The organism is Nonomuraea sp. NPDC003707, from assembly GCF_053587055.1.
Map to the genome: position 1 here is coordinate 463,001 of NZ_JBSFNK010000007.1, position 17,170 is coordinate 480,170.

The window sequence follows — 17,170 nt, forward strand, 5'->3', positions numbered from 1 at the left end:
CCGTCTGATCAGCGCCGTCCGATCAGGGCAGGCAGCCGACGTGGGCGAGGGCCTGCTTGAGCAGCACGCCCTGCCCGCCGGTCATCTCCTGCTGCACCGCCAGGGACGCGGCGTCCTCCGGGGTGAACCACTCCAGGTCCAGGGCGTCCTGCCGGGGCCGGCAGTCGCCCGCGACGGGGACGATGTAGGCCAGGGAGACGGCGTGCTGGCGGGGGTCGTGGTAGGGGGTGACGCCGGGCGTGGGGAAGTACTCGGCGACGGTGAACGGCTGAGGGGAGGCGGGGATGTGGGGGAGCGCCACGGGGCCGAGATCCTTCTCCAGATGACGCAGGAGCGCGTCGCGGATCCGCTCGTGGTGCAGCACCCGTCCCGAGACCAGCGCCCGGCTGACCGTGCCGTCTGACGCGATGCGCAGCAGCAGGCCGACGCGGGTGACCACGCCGGTGTCGTCGACCCGCACCGGCACGGCGTCGACGTAGAGGATGGGCAGCTGGCCCCGCACCGACTCGAGTTCGTCGCGCGAGAGCCATCCAGGCGTGGTTTCGGTCTTTTCGGTCATCTGCTGATCGTACGTCCCCGGATCAGGCCCTCGGGAGCGGTCCTGCCCGCCAGCCAGGAAGCCGCGCAGGTGACCAGGACGATGCCGAAGAACGGCAGGTAGGCGATGACTTTGCGGCTCATGCGAGCTTCCTCCGCTGCCACTGGACGGTGTACTTGGGGTCGTTCGCGGACTCCATCCCGGCGCGGAAGATCCCGAACCGGGTGCACGCGGAGCCCGCGAGCAGGGCCGCGCCCGCCGCCACGGCCGCGATCCTGCTGCGCCGGCCGACGGTCACCCCGGCCAGCGCGCCCGCCAGCGACAGCGCCTCGCCCGCGCGCAGCAGCGGGCTGCGCTTGAGCGGCTCGGCCAGCGGCCCCAGCCGCCGCTCCATCCGGGTGGCGGCCACGCATTCGACGGCCGCGCCCAGCATCGCCACCCGGCGGGCCGGGCCCGCCTCCGACAGCGGCGCGGCCAGCATCCCGAGCCCGCCCGCCGCCGCCGCGGCCGAGCCGGCGAACAGGAACGGCATCTCGCGGAACCCCTCGTGCCAGGCGGGCACGGCGGTGTCGCAGATCAGCGCGGCGGTGTAGGTGGCCACCGCGGGCCCCACCAGGCCCGCCCCGACCGTGGCGGCCCGGCCCAGCCTGGGCAGGCGCCCGGACAGGTCGGCGGCTCCGGCGCACACGGCCTGCGGGCCGTACGCCGTGAGGATCCACGTGCCGACGCTCATCGGCGAGGTCACCTTGAACACCCGCAGCATGTTGATGAACCGCTCGGGCCGCCCCAGGTCGTGGATCAGCGAGTAGAACGAGCCGCCCAGCGCGCACAGCGCGGCCACCCTGCCCACCCTGGCCAGGCGCGGCCTGCCGGTGAGCTCGGCGACGGCCGCCAGCGTGGACGACGCGCCGGCCAGGCCACCCAGGAAGAGGTAGCCGGCGATGTCGTGCTCCTGCCACGTCGGCTCGTTGAGCACCGGCCGGCCGTAGTAGGAGTCGTAGCCTTTCTCTGGGCCCTTCGCTGGGCCCTTCTCTGGGCCCGCCTCCGGCGGCCTGCGCCGCTCGCGCCGGTCGCCCGCGGAGCCCGGCGTGGCCTCGCGTTCGGTGCGCAGCTCGGCCGAGCCGTCCAGGCGCACGTCGGTCTGACTGGTCATCCCCGCCTCCTCCAGATCGGCAGCGCCGTCGCCGCCACGCCCGCCAGCAGGGCGAGCGCCGCGACCCCCGCGTGCCGCCACATCGACGGCAGATCCCTCGTGGTCACCACGGGGTCGGGCGGCAGGCCATACACCTCGGGCTCGTCCAGCAGCAGGAAGAACGCCCCCATGCCGCCCACCCCGTCGCCCGGGTCGTGCCCGTACAGGCGGGCGGAGGCCGTCCCCGCCGCGCGCACCTGCTCGAGCCGGTGCTCGGCCCGCTCGCGCAGCTCGTCGAGGTCCCCGAACTGGATCGAGTCCGTCGGGCACGTCTTGGCGCACGCGGGCTCCTGCCCGTCGCCCAGCCGGTCGTAGCACATGGTGCACTTGGCGGCCACGCCGCTGCTCTCCCGCTTGCCGATCACCCCGAACGGGCAGGCGGGCACGCAGTAGCCGCACCCGTTGCAGATGTCCTGCTGCACCACGACCGTGCCGAACTCGGTGCGGAACAGCGAGCCCGTCGGGCACACGTCCAGGCAGGCCGCCTCCGTGCAGTGCTTGCACACGTCGGAGGCCATCAGCCAGCGGAAGTCCATGTCGCCGACCCCGGGCTCCTGGTTGCCGAGCGGCCGGCGCTGCTCGACGAACGCGACGTGCCGCCAGGTGTCGGAGCCCAGGGTCACGGTGTTGTCGTAGGACATGCCGGTGAAGGCCAGGCCGTCCTCGGGGACGGCGTTCCACTCCTTGCAGGCCACCTCGCACGCCTTGCAGCCGATGCAGATGCTGGTGTCGGTGAAGAACCCCACGCGGCCCATCACGCCTCCGTCCCCGTGCCGGCGCCGATGCCCGCGCGCTCCTGGTAGGACCTGACCAGCTCCGGCAGCGCCGGCCCGCGCGGCCGCCGCCCGGGCCGGATGTCGGCCGCCAGGGCCTTGACCTCCTGGATGTGGGAGTTGGGGTCCAGCGAGATCGCCGACAGCTCGTTGGCCGCGTCGCCCCTGGCCAGGCCGTTGGGCCCGTAGTGGAACGGCAGCCCGATCTGGTGCAGCACCTTCCCGTCCAGGCGCAGCGACGGCATCCGGTCGGTGACCATGACCCTGGCCTCGATGGCGTTGCGCGCCGTGACGATCGTGGCCCAGTCGCCGTGCACGAGCCCGCGCTCGGCGGCCAGCTCCGGCGACACCTCGCAGAACATCTCCGGCTGCAGCTCGGCCAGGTACGGCGTGTGCCGGCTCATCCCGCCCGCCGTGAAGTGCTCGGTCAGCCGGTACGTCGTCACCACGTACGGGTAGACCGACGCGCCCGGCTCGTCGCCGCTCGGCTGGTAGCGGTTGTCCTCGTGCGGGTAGACCTTGCGCGCCGGGTTGCGCTGGTGGCCGTAGAGCGGGTTGGCCACCGGCGAGTCCTGGGGCTCGTAGTGCGTCGGCAGCGGCCCGTCCACCACCCCCGACGGGGCGAACAACCAGCCCTTCCCGTCGGCCTGCATGACGAACGGATCGGTCCCGGACAGCGCCGCCACACCCTGCGCGTCCTCCGAGGGCCGGAAGCCGGGGTCCTTGTCCACGTCGATGTCCGGCACGTCGAACCCGGTCCACCGGCCCGCGTCCGCGTCCCACCAGACGAGCTTCTTGCGCTCGCTCCACGGGCTGCCGTCCGGCCTGGCCGAGGCCCGGTTGTAGAGGATCCGCCGGTTCGCCGGCCAGGCCCATCCCCATTCGGCGGCGATCCAGTCCTGCTCGGTGTGCGGCTTGCGGCGGGCGGCCCGGTTGACGCCGCCGGCGTGCACGCCGCAGTAGATCCAGCAGCCGCACGCCGTGGAGCCGTCGTCCTTGAGCTCGCCGGCCCCGGACAAAGGCCGCCGATCGGGGCCCCAGCCGTTGATCTCCGCCAGCACGGCCTCCGCGGACGGCTCCGACAGCTCGCCCTCGAGCGGGTAGTCCCAGGTGAGCTCGAGCACCGGCGCGTCCATCGGATCGGCCGAGCCCGCCAGCTTCTCCCGGATGATCCGCCCCAGGTGGTACATGAACCACAGGTCGCTGCGCGCGTCACCGCCCGGCTCGACCGCCTGGTGGTGCCACTGGAGCAGCCGGTTGGTGTTGGTGAAGCTGCCGCTCTTCTCGGTGTGCGACGCCGCGGGGAAGAAGAACACCTCGGTGCCGATGTCCTCGGTGATCAGCTCGCCCGTCTCGATCTCCGGGCCGTCCTTCCACCAGGTGGCGCTCTCGATCAGGTTGAAGTCGCGGACCACCAGCCAGTCGAGGTTCGCCATGCCCAGGCGCTGCATCCGGGTGTTGGCCGAGCCGACCGCGGGGTTCTCGCCGAGCAGGAAGTAGCCCTTGCAGACGCCGTCGAGCTGCGCCAGCACGGTGTCGTACGTGCTGTGCGACCCGGTCAGCCTGGGCAGGTAGCCGAACCTGAAGTCGTTGTCCGGCTGGGCCGACTCGCCCCACCACGCCTTGAGCAGGCTGACCAGGTACGCGGACATGTTCGCCCAGCAGCCCTTGTGCGGCGAGTCGGCCCGCAGGAACTTGCGCAGGCTCAGATCCTCGTGCGCGTGCGGCATCGGGATGTAACCAGGCAGCAGGTTGAACAGCGTGGGCACGTCGCTGGAGCCCTGGATGCTGGCGTGCCCGCGCAGCGCCTGGATGCCGCCGCCGGGCCGGCCCAGGTTGCCCAGCAGCAGCTGCAGGATGCTCGCCGCCCTGATGAACTGCGCGCCGTCGCTGTGCTGCGTCCAGCCCACCGCGTAGACGAACTCGGCGGTCTTGTCCGGGCCGGAGTTGTCCGTCAGATGCCGGCACACCCGCTGGAACAGCTCGGGCGGCACCCCGCACACCCGCTGCACCATCTCCGGCGTGTAGCGGGCGAAGTGGCGGCGCAGCACCTGCATGACGCAGCGCGGGTGGCCGAGCGTCTCGTCGCGCTGCGGTGTCCCGTCCATCGGCAGGCCGGTGGCGCCGAGCATCTCGGAGCGGCCCGGCGGCAGCTTGCCCACCCGCCGCTCGTAGTCCATGTCCCGCGCGCCGGAGGCCGGGGAGACCGTCATCCCCTCGTACTGCCAGGTCTCGTCGTCGTAGACGCGGGTCTCCGGGTCGAAGCCGGAGAACACGCCGTCGAGGTCCTCGGCGTCGCGGTAGTCCTCCCGCAGGATGGTGGCCGCGTTGGTGTAGTTGACCACGTACTCGTGGAAGTACAGGTCGTTGTCCAGCACGTGGTTGATGATCCCGCCGAGGAAGGCCACGTCGGAGCCCGCGCGGATGGGCACGTGCAGGTCGGCCAGCGCGCTCGTGCGCGTGAAGCGCGGATCGATGTGGATGATCACCGCGCCGCGCGCCTTGGCCTCCATCACCCACTGGAAGCCGACCGGATGCGCCTCGGCGAAGTTGGAGCCCTGGATGACCACGCAGTCGGAGTGCTGCAGGTCCTGCATGAACGTGGTGGCCCCGCCCCGGCCGAACGACGTGCCGAGCCCGACCACGCTGGAGCTGTGGCAGACGCGGGCCTGGTTCTCGATCTGCACCACGCCGAGCGCCGTCAGCAGCTTCTTGATGAGGTAGTTCTCCTCGTTGTCCAGCGTCGCGCCGCCCAGGCTGGCGATGCCCATGGTCCTGGCGGTGCGCTTGCCGCCCCGCTCCCACTCCCAGGTCTCGCGCCTGGTGGCGATGACCCGGTCGGCCACCATGTCCATGGCCGTGTCGAGGTCGATCTCCTGCCAGTCGGCCCCGCCCGGCGGGCGGTAGAGCGCCTTGTGCCGGCGGCCGGACGCGGTGGTGAGCTGGAGGCTGGCCGCGCCCTTGGGACACAGCCGGCCGCGGCTGATGGGGGAGTCGGGGTCGCCCTCGATCTGGACGACCCGTTCATCCCGTACGTACACGTTCTGGGCGCAGCCCACCGCGCAGTACGGGCAGATCGACTTGACCACCCGGTCGGCCGTGGCCGTGCGGGCGCGCAGCGCCGCCGTCCTGGCCGACTTCACCGCCGCTCCCCGCCCGCTGCGGTCCTCGCCGGTCAGCTGCCGCAGCAGCGGCCAACGCATGTCCATAATGCCCCCCGAAACCCCTGGCGGGGTTTCTGCCCTGCTCCCGGGAGGCGAAAACCCGCAGGTCGAAGGGGGTCAGGCGAGGCGCGCGGCGGCCTTCTCCCACGCCTGGGGATCGCCGGAGGGCTCGTAGCGGCGCAGCGGCTGGGAGGCGGCGACCAGCGAGCGCATCTCCGCCAGGTCCGAGACGAGCCCCGCCGAGCGCGCCTGCACGAGCACGTTGCCGAGCGCGGTCGCCTCCGCGGGCCCGGCCACCACCGGCAGCCCGCAGGCGTCCGCGGTGAGCTGACACAGCAGCTCGTTGCGCGACCCGCCGCCCACCAGGTGGACGACCTCGACGTCGCGCCCGGACAGCTCCATCGCCTGCCGCACGGCCAGCCGGTGCCCGAGCGCCAGGCTCTCCAGCACGCACCGCACATACGCGGCCGGGGACGACGGCGGCTCCTGCCCCGTGCGGCGGCACTCGGCGGCGATCCTGGCCGGCATGTCGCCCGGCGGCAGGAACACCGGCTCGTCCGGGTTGACCACGGCCGCGAACGGCCGCTCGCCCGCCGCCGCCTTCAGCAATTCGCGCAGGTCGGAGCCCGGCCAGGCGCGCAGGCACTCCTGCAGCAGCCACAGCCCCATGACGTTGCGCAGGTAGCGGACGGTGCCGTCGATGCCGGCCTCGTTGGTGAAGTTCGCTGCGCGGCTCTCGGGCGTCAGGACGGGCTCCGGCAGCTCCACCCCGGCCAGCGACCACGTGCCGCACGAGATGTAGGCGAAAGCCGGACCGGAGGCGGGCACGGCGGCCACGGCCGAGGCCGTGTCGTGCGAGCCGACCGCCGTGACGGGCGCCGACCAGCCGACCACGTCGGCCACGTGCCGGCGCAGCTCTCCGACCGCCTCGCCGGGCTGGCGCAGCGGCGGGAACAGCCCGGCCGGCAGCCCGAGCTGCTCGATCAGGGGGAACGCCCACGACCTGGTGCGCACGTCGAGCAGCCCCGTCGTCGAGGCGTTGGTCACCTCCGCGCCCACCTCGCCGGTGAGCCAGTAGCCGATCAGGTCGGGGATCAGCAGCATCGTCACGGCCCCGTCGAGCCGGTCGGCCAGCAGCTGGTAGATCGTGTTGAACGGCAGCACCTGCAGCCCGGACACGTCGTACAGGGTCTCCGCCCCGACCGACCCGGCCACCCGCTCGGCCACCCCTCGCGTGCGGTCGTCGCGGTAGTGCACCGGGTTGCCCATCAGCCGGTACGACTCGTCGAGCAGCCCGTAGTCGACCGCCCACGAGTCCACGCCGATGGACGACACCGGGCCCGCGTCGCGCAGGCCGTCGAGGATCTCCGAGTAGAGGCCGGTGATGTTCCAGTGGAGGCGGCCCGCCTCGGTCACCGGCTCGTTGGGGAAGCGGCGGACCTCGGTCAGCTCCAGGCCGTCGGAGAGGTCGGCCAGCATCACCCGGCCGCTGGAGGCCCCGAGGTCGACGGCGGCGAAACGGCGGCTCATTGTGTGGACTCCCTGGCGACGAGCTCGGGCTGGAACATGATGTGCTGGTGCGCATGCGTCTCCGGGTTGTCGCACTCGTCCAGCAGCAGCTCGGTGGCGATCCGGCCGAGCTGGTAGGTCGGCTGCCGCATCGAGCTGAGCGAGACGGTGGAGGCGGCGGCGAAGTCGATGTCGTCGTAGCCCATCAGCGCCACGTCCTCCGGCACCCGCACGCCCGACCGCAGCAGCGCGCGCAGCACGCCGAGCGCGAGCAGGTCGTTGGCGCAGAACACGGCCTCGGGCAGGCCGTTCTCGATCAGGTCGGCGGCCGCCTTCTCGCCCGCGCGGGCCGTCATCGTCGCGGTCTCGGCCACCTTCAGGTCGCCGGGGTCGAGCCCGGCACCCCGCATCGCGGCCTTGGCACCCTCCCAGCGCTCCACGCACTGCCTGATCGTCATCGGGCCCGTCACGTAGGCGACGGTGCGCGCGCCCTTGGCCAGCAGGTGGGTGACCGCGGCCCGGCCGCCCGCGACGTCGTCCACGGCCACCGCGCACTGGTCGGGCCGGTGCGCCGGGTGGTCGACCAGGACGACGCTGATGCCGCGCTCGCGCAGCCGGTCGAGCCGGCCCGGGTCCTCGCCGGAGGGGGTGATCAGCACGCCGCGCACCCGGTGCTCGGCCAGCACCCGCAGGTTGCGCTCCTCCTTGTCCTGCGAGCCCGCCGAGTTGCCCAGGATGACCGCGTAGCCGAGCTCGCTGGCCACGTCCTCGACCCCGGCCGCGACCTCGGTGAAGAACGGGTTGCCGATGTCGATCACGCTCAGGCCGATCGTCCTGCTGTGCCCGGCGCGCAGCGTCGAGGCCGAGCCGTGCCGGACGAACCCCAGCTCGCTGATCGCCGCCTCCACCCGCTCCCGGGTGGCGGGCGCGACTTTTCCGGGCCGGTTCAGTACGTTGGAGACCGTGCCCGGGGAGACGCCGGCGTGTGCGGCGACGTCCTTGATGCTGACCATGGCCATGGGGACCAATTAAAACGTACTAACGACTGGGGCGCCAGTCGCGGTACCGGTGGAGCGGTGTTTCCGGGTCTGGAGTGGGCGGAGTTGTGCGGGTGTCGAGTAAAACGTTTGTATCGAGCTGCGCACGGAGACCGCTATCCCCGCTTTTCATAACGTTAAGATAACCTCCGTGTCACGGGTCGCACCTGGATTCGGCGTGCCTGCCTGCGCAATCACCCCTGTTGATCAGCGGGAACCCGCCCGGGGCGGCGAGCCGGGCCTTGTGCGACGCGCGTGAGGAACGTTTTAATCCCCCGTAAACGCTGACGTAACACGCTGTGAGCGCTAACAGACTTGCGAAAGGCAGGTTTCATGCCGGACGTCATCGCCTATGGCGGGGACTGGAATCCAGAGCAGTGGCCCGAGGAGACGTGGGAGCAGGACGTCGCGCTGATGCGTGCGGCCGGCGTCAACCGGGTCAGCGTCGGCATCTTCTCCTGGTCGCTGCTGGAGCCGGCCGAGGGAGTCTTCGACTTCGGCTGGTTCGACCGCGTGATGGACCTGCTGGCCACGAACGGGATCAAGGCCAACCTCTCCACGCCGACCGCCGCGCCGCCGCCCTGGTTCGGGGACACCTACCCGGAGGCGCTGCCGGTGGACGCCGACGGGCGCCGGCTGACCTACGGCAGCAGGCAGGGCTTCTGCCCCAGCTCGCCGATCTACCGCGAGAAGGCGCTGCGCATCGCCGAGCAGCTGGCCACGCGCTACCGGGACCACGAGGCGCTGGCCCTGTGGCACGTGCACAACGAGTACGGCTGCCACAACGCGCGCTGCTTCTGCGACACCTCGGCGGCGGCCTTCCGCGCCTGGCTGCGCTCGCACTACGCCTCGCTCGACGCGCTCAACGACGCCTGGGGCACCGCCTTCTGGTCCCAGCGCTACGGCGACTGGGCCCAGATCCTGCCGCCGCGCGCCACCCCCACCTTCCCCAACCCCGGCCAGCAGCTCGACTTCCGCCGCTTCAGCTCCGACGCGCTCATCGAGCTCTACACCGCCGAGCGCGACCTGCTCAGGAAGATCACCCCGGACGTGCCCGCGACCACCAACCTGATGGCGGGCGCGCACTGGGACATGGACTGCTGGGCCTTCGCCGCCGAGATGGACGTGGTCTCCACCGACCACTACCTGATCGGCGCCCGCGCGGAACCGCACATCGACCTGGCCTTCGCCGCCGACTACGCCCGCTCGCTCAACGGCGGCCGGCCCTGGCTGCTGATGGAGCACTCGACCAGCGCCGTCAACTGGCAGCCGCGCAACCGCGCCAAGGCCCCCGGCGAGCTGCGCCGCAACTCCCTGACCCACCTGGCCAGGGGCGCGGACGGGATCATGTACTTCCAGTGGCGGGCCTCCCGCGCCGGCGCCGAGAAGTGGCACTCGGCGATGCTGCCGCACGCGGGCACCGACACCAAGATCTGGCGGGAGGTGACCGCGCTCGGCGCCGAGCTGGCCGGGCTCGCCGACGTGGCGGGCAGCACCGTCAGCGCCGACGTCGCGATCCTCCTCGACCACTCCAGCGTCTGGGCCCAGGACCACCCGGCCCAGCCCTCCGTGGACATGGACCCGGTGGAGGAGGCCAAGCGCTGGCACGCCGCGCTCTGGCGGGCCGGCGTCACCTGCGACCTGGCCCACCCCGAGGGCGACCTGACCGGCTACCGCCTGGTGCTGGTCCCCGCGCTCTACCTGGTGAGCGACGCGGGGGCGGCCAACCTGGCGCGGTTCGTGGAGCGGGGCGGGGTCGCGCTCGTGGGCCCGTACAGCGGGATCGTGGACGAGCACGACCGGGTGCGGCTCGGCGGCTACCCCGGGGCGTGGCGCGACCTGCTCGGGGTGAGCGTGGAGGAGTTCTTCCCCCTCGACGGGCCGATCGCGCTGACCTCGGGCGCGTCGGGGACCGCCTGGAGCGAGGTGGCGCACGCCGCCGGCGCGAAGGTCCTCGACACGTACGCCACCGGGGAGCCCGCCTGGACCCGCAACGAGTGGGGCGACGGGTTCGCGCACTACCTCACGACCAGACTCGACGACGACGGCCTGGCCGAGGTCATCGCCGCCGTCGCGACGGAGGCGGGCGTCGAACCCGTCGCGGCCGCCCCCGCCGGGGTCGAGGTCGTACGGCGCTCGCACCCGGACGGCCGCTCCTACCTGTTCGCCGTCAACCACACGGGCGAGGACGCCGTCGTGACCCCGCCCGGCGGCGACCCGGTCACGGTGGCGGCCGGTGACGTCCGCGTGATCTCCGCCTGACGGCGGGGCGCCTGCGGGCGTTCCGCCATATGGCTCTGGAAAGCGCTTCCCCTCAGGGAGCGGCACCACCGACCAACCCCCTGAGGGGCGCGTGCGAGCGCGCCCCTCCCCGCCTGGAGGTGTACCTGTGTCCGAGCAGATCTCACGCCGCGACGCCCTGAAGGGGTTAGCCGTCGCCGGAGCAGCCGTCCCGCTGGCCTCCGCGCTGGAGTCTCCCGCGCTGGCTGCGCTGGCCGTCCCCGACGTCCCCCTGCGCTGGCTGGAGGACAAGCCCGCCGAGGCGCCCGGCACCACCTGGGGCGTCCCGTGGCCGAAGGGCGCCGTGGCCAAGGAGCAGGCGTTCGCGCTCACCGCGGCCGACGGCGCCGCCGTGCCGGTGCAGACGTGGCCGCTGGCGTACTGGCCGGACGGGTCGCTGAAGTGGACGGCCCACGCGGTCGGCCCCGCGACGCCCGCGGCCGAGACGTACACGCTGCGGCCCGGCACCGCCGCCGCCCCCGCCAAGCCGGTCACCGTCAAGGACGAGAAGCAGTACGTGGACGTGGACACCGGCGTGATCCGCGCCCGCGTCCGCAAGAGCGGCAGCGAGCTGATCAGCCAGATCTGGCGCGGCGAGACCGAGATCGCCCGCAAGGGGCAGCTCGTCAACCTCCGCCAGGGCAAGATCGACGACGATGACGACCGCACGGTCGAGGTCGACTCCTACCTGAGCGACATCTCGAAGGTGGAGGTCGAGCAGTCCGGCCCGGTGCGCGCGGTCGTCCGGATCGAGGGCCGCCACACCTCCAAGAAGGGCCGTTCGTGGCTGCCGTTCACGGTCCGGCTCTACTTCTACGCGGGCGCGGAGAGCGTGCGGATGACCCACACGTTCGTGTTCGACCGCGACGGGCAGCACGACTTCGTCGCCGGGCTCGGCGTGCGCTTCCGCGTCCCGATGCGGGACGAGCCGTACAACCGGCACATCCGGTTCGTCGGCGACGGGCACGGCCTGCTCACCGAGGCCGTCAAGGGCATCACGGGGCTGCGCCGCGACCCCGGCGCGGCCGTGCGGAAGGCGCAGGTGGAGGGCCGGCGGCTGCCGGACATCGCCACCTGGGACACGCGTGTCAGCAGCCGCGTCCAGCTCATCCCCGACTGGGGCGACTACTCCCTCGCCCAGCTGTCCTCCGAGGGCTTCACGCTCAAGAAGCGCACCAAGAAGGGGTACGGCTGGGTCGCCGTCGACCAGGGCCGGCGGGCCTCCGGGCTCGGGTACGTGGGCGGGACGAGCGGCGGGTTCGCGTTCGGCCTGCGGGACTTCTGGCAGCGGCATCCCACCCAGCTCGACATCCGCGGGGCCGCCTCGGAGGAGGCCGAGGTCACCGTCTGGCTCTGGTCGCCGGAGGCCGGGCCGATGGACACCCGCTTCTACCACGACGGCATGGGCCAGGACACCTACCCGGAGCAAATCGAGGGCCTCAACATCACGTACGAGGACTACGAGCCCGGCTTCGGCACGCCGCTCGGGATCGCGCGTACGAGCGAGCTGACCTTCTGGGCGCTGGCCGCCACCCCGGACGCCGCCCGGTTCGGGGCGATGGCCGACGCCGTCCGGACGCCGCCGCTGATCGTCGCGCCACCCGCGCACCTGGCCTCCGCCAAGGTCTTCGGCGGCCTGTTCAGCCCCGTCGACCGGTCGACGCCCGGCAGGAAGACCATCGAGGACCGCCTCGACTTCCTCTTCGACTACTACCGCAAGCAGGTCGAGCAGCGGCACTGGTACGGGTTCTGGGACTACGGCGACATCATGCACACGTTCGACGAGGACCGGCACGTGTGGCGCTACGACGTCGGCGGTTACGCCTGGGACAACTCGGAGCTCTCGCCCGACCTGTGGCTCTGGTACGCGTACCTGCGCTCGGGGCGCGCCGACGTGTTCCGCTTCGCCGAGGCGATGACCCGGCACACCGGCGAGGTGGACGTCTACCACCTCGGGCCCTGGGCCGGGCTCGGCAGCCGGCACAACGTGCAGCACTGGGGGTGCAGCGCCAAGCAGCAGCGCATCTCGACCGCGGTCTACCGGCGCATCTTCTACTTCCTGACCGCCGACGAGCGCACCGGCGACCTCATGCGGGCCCTGGTGGACTCCGACAAGACGTTCCTGGCCATCGACCCGCTCCGCAAGATCCGCACGGAGCCGTACACGCCGGACCCGTCGGCCCTGGCGATCGGGCTGGGCACCGACTGGAGCGGCCTGGCCGCAGCCTGGCTGACCGAGTGGGAACGCGGCGGGGACCCGGTGGCCGAGAAGAAGCTCAAGGCCACTATGCGCACCATCGCCGCCATGCCCAACGGCTTCGTCACCGGCGAGGGCCTCTACAACCTCAGCACCGGCGAGTTCGCCCCAGCCGCAAAGAAGGTCGCGGTGTCCCATCTGTCGGCCATGTTCGGCCAGGTCGAGATCTGCGCCGAGCTCATCGACCTGGTGGACATGCCGGACTTCGAGCGGGCCTGGCTCCAGTACTGCCGCCTGTTCAACGCCACCAAGGCCGAGCAGGCCGCCGAGACGGGCGCGAACTTCGGCAACCTCATCCTCAAGCAGGGGCACTCCCGGCTCACGGCGTACGCGTCGGTCCGGCTCCGGCGCGACGACCTCGCCGCCCGGGCGTGGACGGAGTTCGCCACGGGGGACGGCTACGCGCCGGACCTGCCGTGGAAGTCGGAGAAGGTCACGACGACCCTCAACCCGACGGACGAGGCGGCCTGGGTCTCCACCAACACCACGGCCCTGTACGGGCTGGCGGCCATCCAGAACCTGGCCCTCGTCGGCGACAAACTCCCCACCTGACCACCCCACCCGCCCCCACCACTCCACTCCGCCCCGGTGCCTCGCTGCCGGGGCGGTGGCTGGAGTCCCGCGTTGCGCGCCGTGCGCATTGCGCCGGTCACGCCCGCACGGCGTCCCGCCGTCGCAGGGGCCGGGGATTAAAACGTGTCAGTGTAGCTGCGCGATCACCCCGCGGGGTCCGTGGGTGGGAGCGCATTGACAGCGAGCACCAGGAATCATAGTTTCCTGCACGAAGGATTAAAACGTTTTGAAGGGAGTGTCAGTGCAACGCGTCTGCTTCCTGCTGAAAGTCCGCCCAGAGCGGCTGGCGGAGTACCGCGAACGCCACCGAGACGTCTGGCCGGAGATGCGGGAGGCGCTCGCGCGTACCGGCTGGCACAACTACTCGCTCTTCCTCAAAGACGACGGCCTCCTCGTGGGCTACCTGGAGACCGAGGACTTCGAGGCAGCCAGGAAGGCCATGGCCGAGACCGAGGTCAACGCCCGCTGGCAGGCCGAGATGGCGCCGTTCTTCGAGAGCCTCGACGGGCGGCCCGACGAGGGCATGCACCCGCTGGACGAAGTGTTCCACCTGGATTGATCGGGGAGTAATGACTGACATCAAGGCCGCGCTGCGGGCGCAGCACATCGAGACGCCGTCCTGGGCCTACGGCAACAGCGGCACGCGGTTCAAGGTGTTCGCACAGAAGGGGGTGCCGCGCGACCCGTACGAGAAGCTCGCCGACGCCGCCCAGGTGCACGCCTACACCGGGATCGCCCCCACGGTCGCCCTGCACATCCCGTGGGACAAGGTGGACGACTACGCCGACCTGGCCAGGCACGCCCGCGAGCTGGGCGTGGGCATCGGAGCCATCAACTCCAACGTCTTCCAGGACGACGACTACATGCTGGGCAGCGTCACCAACCCGGACGCGCGGGTGCGCCGCAAGGCCACCGACCACCTGCTCGAGTGCGTGGACATCATGGACGCCACCGGCTCCGACACGCTCAAGCTGTGGTTCTCGGACGGCATCAACTACCCGGGCCAGGACGACATCAGGGCCCGCCAGGACCGCCTGGCCGAGTCCCTGGCCGAGGTGTACGGCCGGCTCGGCGAGGGCCAGCGCTTCCTGCTGGAGTACAAGCTCTTCGAGCCCGCCTTCTACGCCACCGACCTGCCCGACTGGGGCACCGCGTACGCCCACTGCGTCAAGCTCGGCCCCAAGGCGCAGGTCGTGGTGGACACCGGCCACCACGCGCCGGGCACCAACATCGAGTTCATCGTGGCGTTCCTGCTGCGTGAGGGCAAGCTCGGCGGGTTCGACTTCAACTCGCGCTTCTACGCCGACGACGACCTGATGGTGGGGGCGGCGGACCCGTTCCAGCTGTTCCGCATCATGTTCGAGGTGGTCCGCGGCGGCGGGCTCGACCCCGAGGCCGGCGTGGCGTTCATGCTCGACCAGTGCCACAACATCGAGCCCAAGATCCCGGGTCAGATCCGCTCGGTCATGAACGTCCAGGAGGCCACCGCCAAGGCGCTGCTGGTGGACCGGGAGGCGCTGGCCGCCGCCCAGTCCGAGGGCGACGTGCTGGGCGCGAACGCCGTGTTCATGGACGCCTACAACACCGACGTGCGGCCGCTGCTCGCCGAGCTGCGGGAGGAGTCGGGGCTGGCGCCCGACCCGATGACCGCGTACGCCAAGTCCGGATATTTCGAGAAGATCGCCGCCGAGCGTGTCGGCGGCAACCAGGCCGGCTGGGGGGCCTGACCAACCATGGAAGTCGTTAAGGAACTGCTGGAGCGCTCGCACCGGCTGGGCGCCGACCCGCGCAACACCAACTACGCGGGCGGCAACACCTCGGCCCAGGGCGCGGCGCCCGACCCAGTCACCGGCGAGGACGTCGAACTCCTCTGGGTCAAGGGCTCGGGCGGCGACCTGGGCACGCTGAAGGAGTCCGGGCTCGCCGTGCTCCGCCTGGACCGCCTGCGCGCGCTCGTGAACGTCTACCCGGGCGTGGAGCGCGAGGACGAGATGGTCGCCGCGTTCGACTACTGCCTACACGGCAAGGGCGGCGCCGCGCCGTCGATCGACACGGCCATGCACGGCCTGGTCGAGGCCGCGCACGTCGACCACCTGCACCCCGACGCCGGGATCGCGCTCGCGACCGCGGCCGACGGCGAGGACCTGACCAGGCGCGTCTTCGGCGACCGCGTGGTGTGGGTGCCGTGGCGGCGGCCCGGCTTCCAGCTCGGCCTGGACATCGCCGCCATCAAGGAGGCCAACCCGCAGGCCATCGGCTGCATCCTCGGCGGCCACGGCATCACCGCCTGGGGCGCCACGGCGGAGGAGTGCGAGTCCCGTTCGCTGGAGATCATCCGCGCTGCGGAGGCGTACCTGGCCGAGCACGGCCGCCCCGACCCGTTCGGCTCGGCGATCTACGAGACGCTGCCGGAGGCCGAGCGGCACGCGCGGGCCGCCGCGCTGTTCCCGCACATCCGCGGCCTGGCCTCCACCGACCTCCGCGTCGTCGGCCACTACACCGACACGCCCGAGGTGCTGGACTTCGTCTCCCGCGCCGAGCACCCGCGCCTGGCGGCGCTGGGCACGTCCTGCCCCGACCACTTCCTGCGGACCAAGGTCGCGCCGCTGGTGCTCGACCTGCCGCCGGACGCGTCCCTGGAGCAGGCCGTCGAACGGCTGCGCGAGCTGCACACCGCCTACCGCGCCGACTACACCGCCTACTACGACCGCAACGCCACTCCGGACTCGCCGCCCATGCGCGGCGCGGACCCGGCGATCGTGCTGGTGCCGGGCGTCGGCATGTTCTCGTTCGGCAAGGACAAGCAGACCGCCCGCGTGGCCGGCGAGTTCTACGTCAACGCCATCAACGTCATGCGCGGGGCCGAGTCCGTCTCCACGTACGCGCCCATCCCCGAGTCGGAGAAGTTCCGGATCGAGTACTGGGAGCTGGAGGAGGCCAAGCTCCGCCGCATGCCCAAGCCGAAGCCCCTGGCCACCCGCGTCGCGCTGGTGACCGGCGGCGGCTCGGGCATCGGCGCGGCCACCGCCCGCCGCCTGGCCGCCGAGGGCGCCTGCGTGGTGGTCGCCGACCGCGACGTGGCCGCCGCGGAGAAGGTCGCCGCCGAGATCGGCGCGGCCGCGTACCGGGTGTCCGACGTCGCGGTGGCGGTCGCCGTGGACGTCACCTCTGAGGAGCAGGTCGCCGCGGCGGTACGCGCGGGCGTGCTGGCCTTCGGCGGCGTGGACCTGGTCGTCAACAACGCCGGCCTGTCGCTGTCCCGCGCGCTGCTGGAGACCACCCTCGACGACTGGGACCTGCAGCACGACGTGATGGCCAGGGGATCGTTCCTGGTGGCGCGCGAGACGGCCCGGGTCCTGATCGACCAGGGGCTGGGCGGCGACATCGTCTACATCTCCTCCAAGAACGCCGTCTTCGCCGGCCCGAACAACGTCGCCTACGGCGCGGCCAAGGCCGACCAGGCGCACCAGGTCCGGCTGCTGGCGGCCGAGCTGGGCACGCACGGCATCCGCGTCAACGGGATCAACCCCGACGGCGTCGTACGCGGCTCCGGCATCTTCGCCTCCGGCTGGGGCGCCAACCGCGCGGCCGTCTACGGCGTGGAAGAGGAGAAGCTCGGCGAGTTCTACGCCCAGCGGACCCTGCTCAAGCGCGAGGTCCTGCCCGAGCACGTGGCCGCCGCCGTCTTCGCCCTCACCGGCAACGACCTCACCCACACCACGGGCCTGCACATCCCGGTGGACGCGGGCGTGGCCGCCGCCTTCCTGCGCTGACCGCTCAGGAGTAGGCCGCCACCATCCCGATCACCGTCAGCGCCATTCCGGCCGCCGTGACCAGAAATCCCGGT

General features: G+C 72.0%; 12 protein-coding genes. 5 read left to right on the plus strand and 7 right to left on the minus strand.

Features of this window, described 5'->3' with window-relative positions; all coding sequences use genetic code 11:
- Positions 1–22: 22 nt before the first annotated feature.
- From ACWDRB_RS21720 to ACWDRB_RS21750, 7 genes are all read right to left on the minus strand, one after another.
- A complete protein-coding gene (locus tag ACWDRB_RS21720) occupies positions 23–559 on the minus strand; it encodes an NUDIX hydrolase family protein (RefSeq protein WP_350727226.1) in 537 nt (178 codons plus the stop codon).
- Positions 556–681: a hypothetical protein gene (locus ACWDRB_RS21725; protein WP_355198530.1), complete on the minus strand. Its 126-nt coding sequence runs from the start codon at positions 679–681 to the stop codon at positions 556–558. Before ACWDRB_RS21725 ends, ACWDRB_RS21720 begins: the two co-directional genes overlap by 4 nt.
- The gene (nrfD, locus tag ACWDRB_RS21730; protein WP_449896256.1) at positions 678–1,691 is read right to left on the minus strand and encodes an NrfD/PsrC family molybdoenzyme membrane anchor subunit; all 1,014 of its coding nucleotides are present in this window, start codon (positions 1,689–1,691) and stop codon (positions 678–680) included. Before nrfD ends, ACWDRB_RS21725 begins: the two co-directional genes overlap by 4 nt.
- Positions 1,688–2,485, minus strand: a complete 798-nt coding sequence (locus ACWDRB_RS21735) for a 4Fe-4S dicluster domain-containing protein (protein ID WP_355198534.1) — start codon at positions 2,483–2,485, stop codon at positions 1,688–1,690. The genes nrfD and ACWDRB_RS21735 overlap by 4 nt, the downstream gene beginning before the upstream one ends.
- Positions 2,485–5,706, minus strand: coding sequence for a formate dehydrogenase (gene fdh, locus ACWDRB_RS21740; RefSeq protein ID WP_449896259.1), 3,222 nt, complete (start codon positions 5,704–5,706; stop codon positions 2,485–2,487). Before fdh ends, ACWDRB_RS21735 begins: the two co-directional genes overlap by 1 nt.
- A gap of 78 nt (positions 5,707–5,784) precedes the next feature.
- Entirely contained in the window at positions 5,785–7,197 is a 1,413-nt protein-coding gene (locus ACWDRB_RS21745; protein ID WP_449896261.1) for a rhamnulokinase, read from the minus strand.
- On the minus strand, positions 7,194–8,195 hold the full coding sequence (locus ACWDRB_RS21750; protein WP_350727232.1) for a LacI family DNA-binding transcriptional regulator: 1,002 nt from the start codon (positions 8,193–8,195) through the stop codon (positions 7,194–7,196). Before ACWDRB_RS21750 ends, ACWDRB_RS21745 begins: the two co-directional genes overlap by 4 nt.
- A 351-nt stretch (positions 8,196–8,546) precedes the next feature.
- Between ACWDRB_RS21750 and ACWDRB_RS21755 the strand changes: the two genes are divergently transcribed.
- The 5 genes from ACWDRB_RS21755 to ACWDRB_RS21775 all read left to right on the plus strand — a co-directional run bounded on the left by ACWDRB_RS21755 (position 8,547) and on the right by ACWDRB_RS21775 (position 17,096).
- Positions 8,547–10,475, plus strand: a complete 1,929-nt coding sequence (locus tag ACWDRB_RS21755) for a beta-galactosidase (RefSeq protein WP_449896263.1) — start codon at positions 8,547–8,549, stop codon at positions 10,473–10,475.
- Between the two features lie 127 nt (positions 10,476–10,602).
- On the plus strand, positions 10,603–13,302 hold the full coding sequence (locus tag ACWDRB_RS21760; RefSeq protein WP_449896265.1) for an exo-rhamnogalacturonan lyase family protein: 2,700 nt from the start codon (positions 10,603–10,605) through the stop codon (positions 13,300–13,302).
- Between the two features lie 262 nt (positions 13,303–13,564).
- The gene (locus ACWDRB_RS21765; protein ID WP_185077046.1) at positions 13,565–13,882 is read left to right on the plus strand and encodes an L-rhamnose mutarotase; all 318 of its coding nucleotides are present in this window, start codon (positions 13,565–13,567) and stop codon (positions 13,880–13,882) included.
- A 10-nt stretch (positions 13,883–13,892) separates the two neighbouring features.
- A complete protein-coding gene (rhaI, locus tag ACWDRB_RS21770; protein WP_449896267.1) occupies positions 13,893–15,050 on the plus strand; it encodes an L-rhamnose isomerase in 1,158 nt (385 codons plus the stop codon).
- A 6-nt stretch (positions 15,051–15,056) separates the two neighbouring features.
- The gene (locus tag ACWDRB_RS21775) at positions 15,057–17,096 is read left to right on the plus strand and encodes a bifunctional aldolase/short-chain dehydrogenase (RefSeq protein WP_449896269.1); all 2,040 of its coding nucleotides are present in this window, start codon (positions 15,057–15,059) and stop codon (positions 17,094–17,096) included.
- The last annotated feature ends 74 nt before the right edge of the window (positions 17,097–17,170 follow it).

Bases quoted from the DNA above. Each gene is read 5' to 3' on its own strand.
- ACWDRB_RS21725 (WP_355198530.1), bottom strand. From the start codon at position 681: ATGAGCCGCAAAGTCATCGCCTACCTGCCGTTCTTCGGCATCGTCCTG.
- ACWDRB_RS21720 (WP_350727226.1), bottom strand. From the start codon at position 559: ATGACCGAAAAGACCGAAACCACGCCTGGATGGCTCTCGCGCGACGAA.
- ACWDRB_RS21745 (WP_449896261.1), bottom strand. From the start codon at position 7,197: ATGAGCCGCCGTTTCGCCGCCGTCGACCTCGGGGCCTCCAGCGGCCGG.
- rhaI (WP_449896267.1), top strand. From the start codon at position 13,893: ATGACTGACATCAAGGCCGCGCTGCGGGCGCAGCACATCGAGACGCCG.
- ACWDRB_RS21735 (WP_355198534.1), bottom strand. From the start codon at position 2,485: ATGGGCCGCGTGGGGTTCTTCACCGACACCAGCATCTGCATCGGCTGC.
- ACWDRB_RS21755 (WP_449896263.1), top strand. From the start codon at position 8,547: ATGCCGGACGTCATCGCCTATGGCGGGGACTGGAATCCAGAGCAGTGG.
- fdh (WP_449896259.1), bottom strand. From the start codon at position 5,706: ATGCGTTGGCCGCTGCTGCGGCAGCTGACCGGCGAGGACCGCAGCGGG.
- ACWDRB_RS21750 (WP_350727232.1), bottom strand. From the start codon at position 8,195: ATGGCCATGGTCAGCATCAAGGACGTCGCCGCACACGCCGGCGTCTCC.
- ACWDRB_RS21775 (WP_449896269.1), top strand. From the start codon at position 15,057: ATGGAAGTCGTTAAGGAACTGCTGGAGCGCTCGCACCGGCTGGGCGCC.
- nrfD (WP_449896256.1), bottom strand. From the start codon at position 1,691: ATGACCAGTCAGACCGACGTGCGCCTGGACGGCTCGGCCGAGCTGCGC.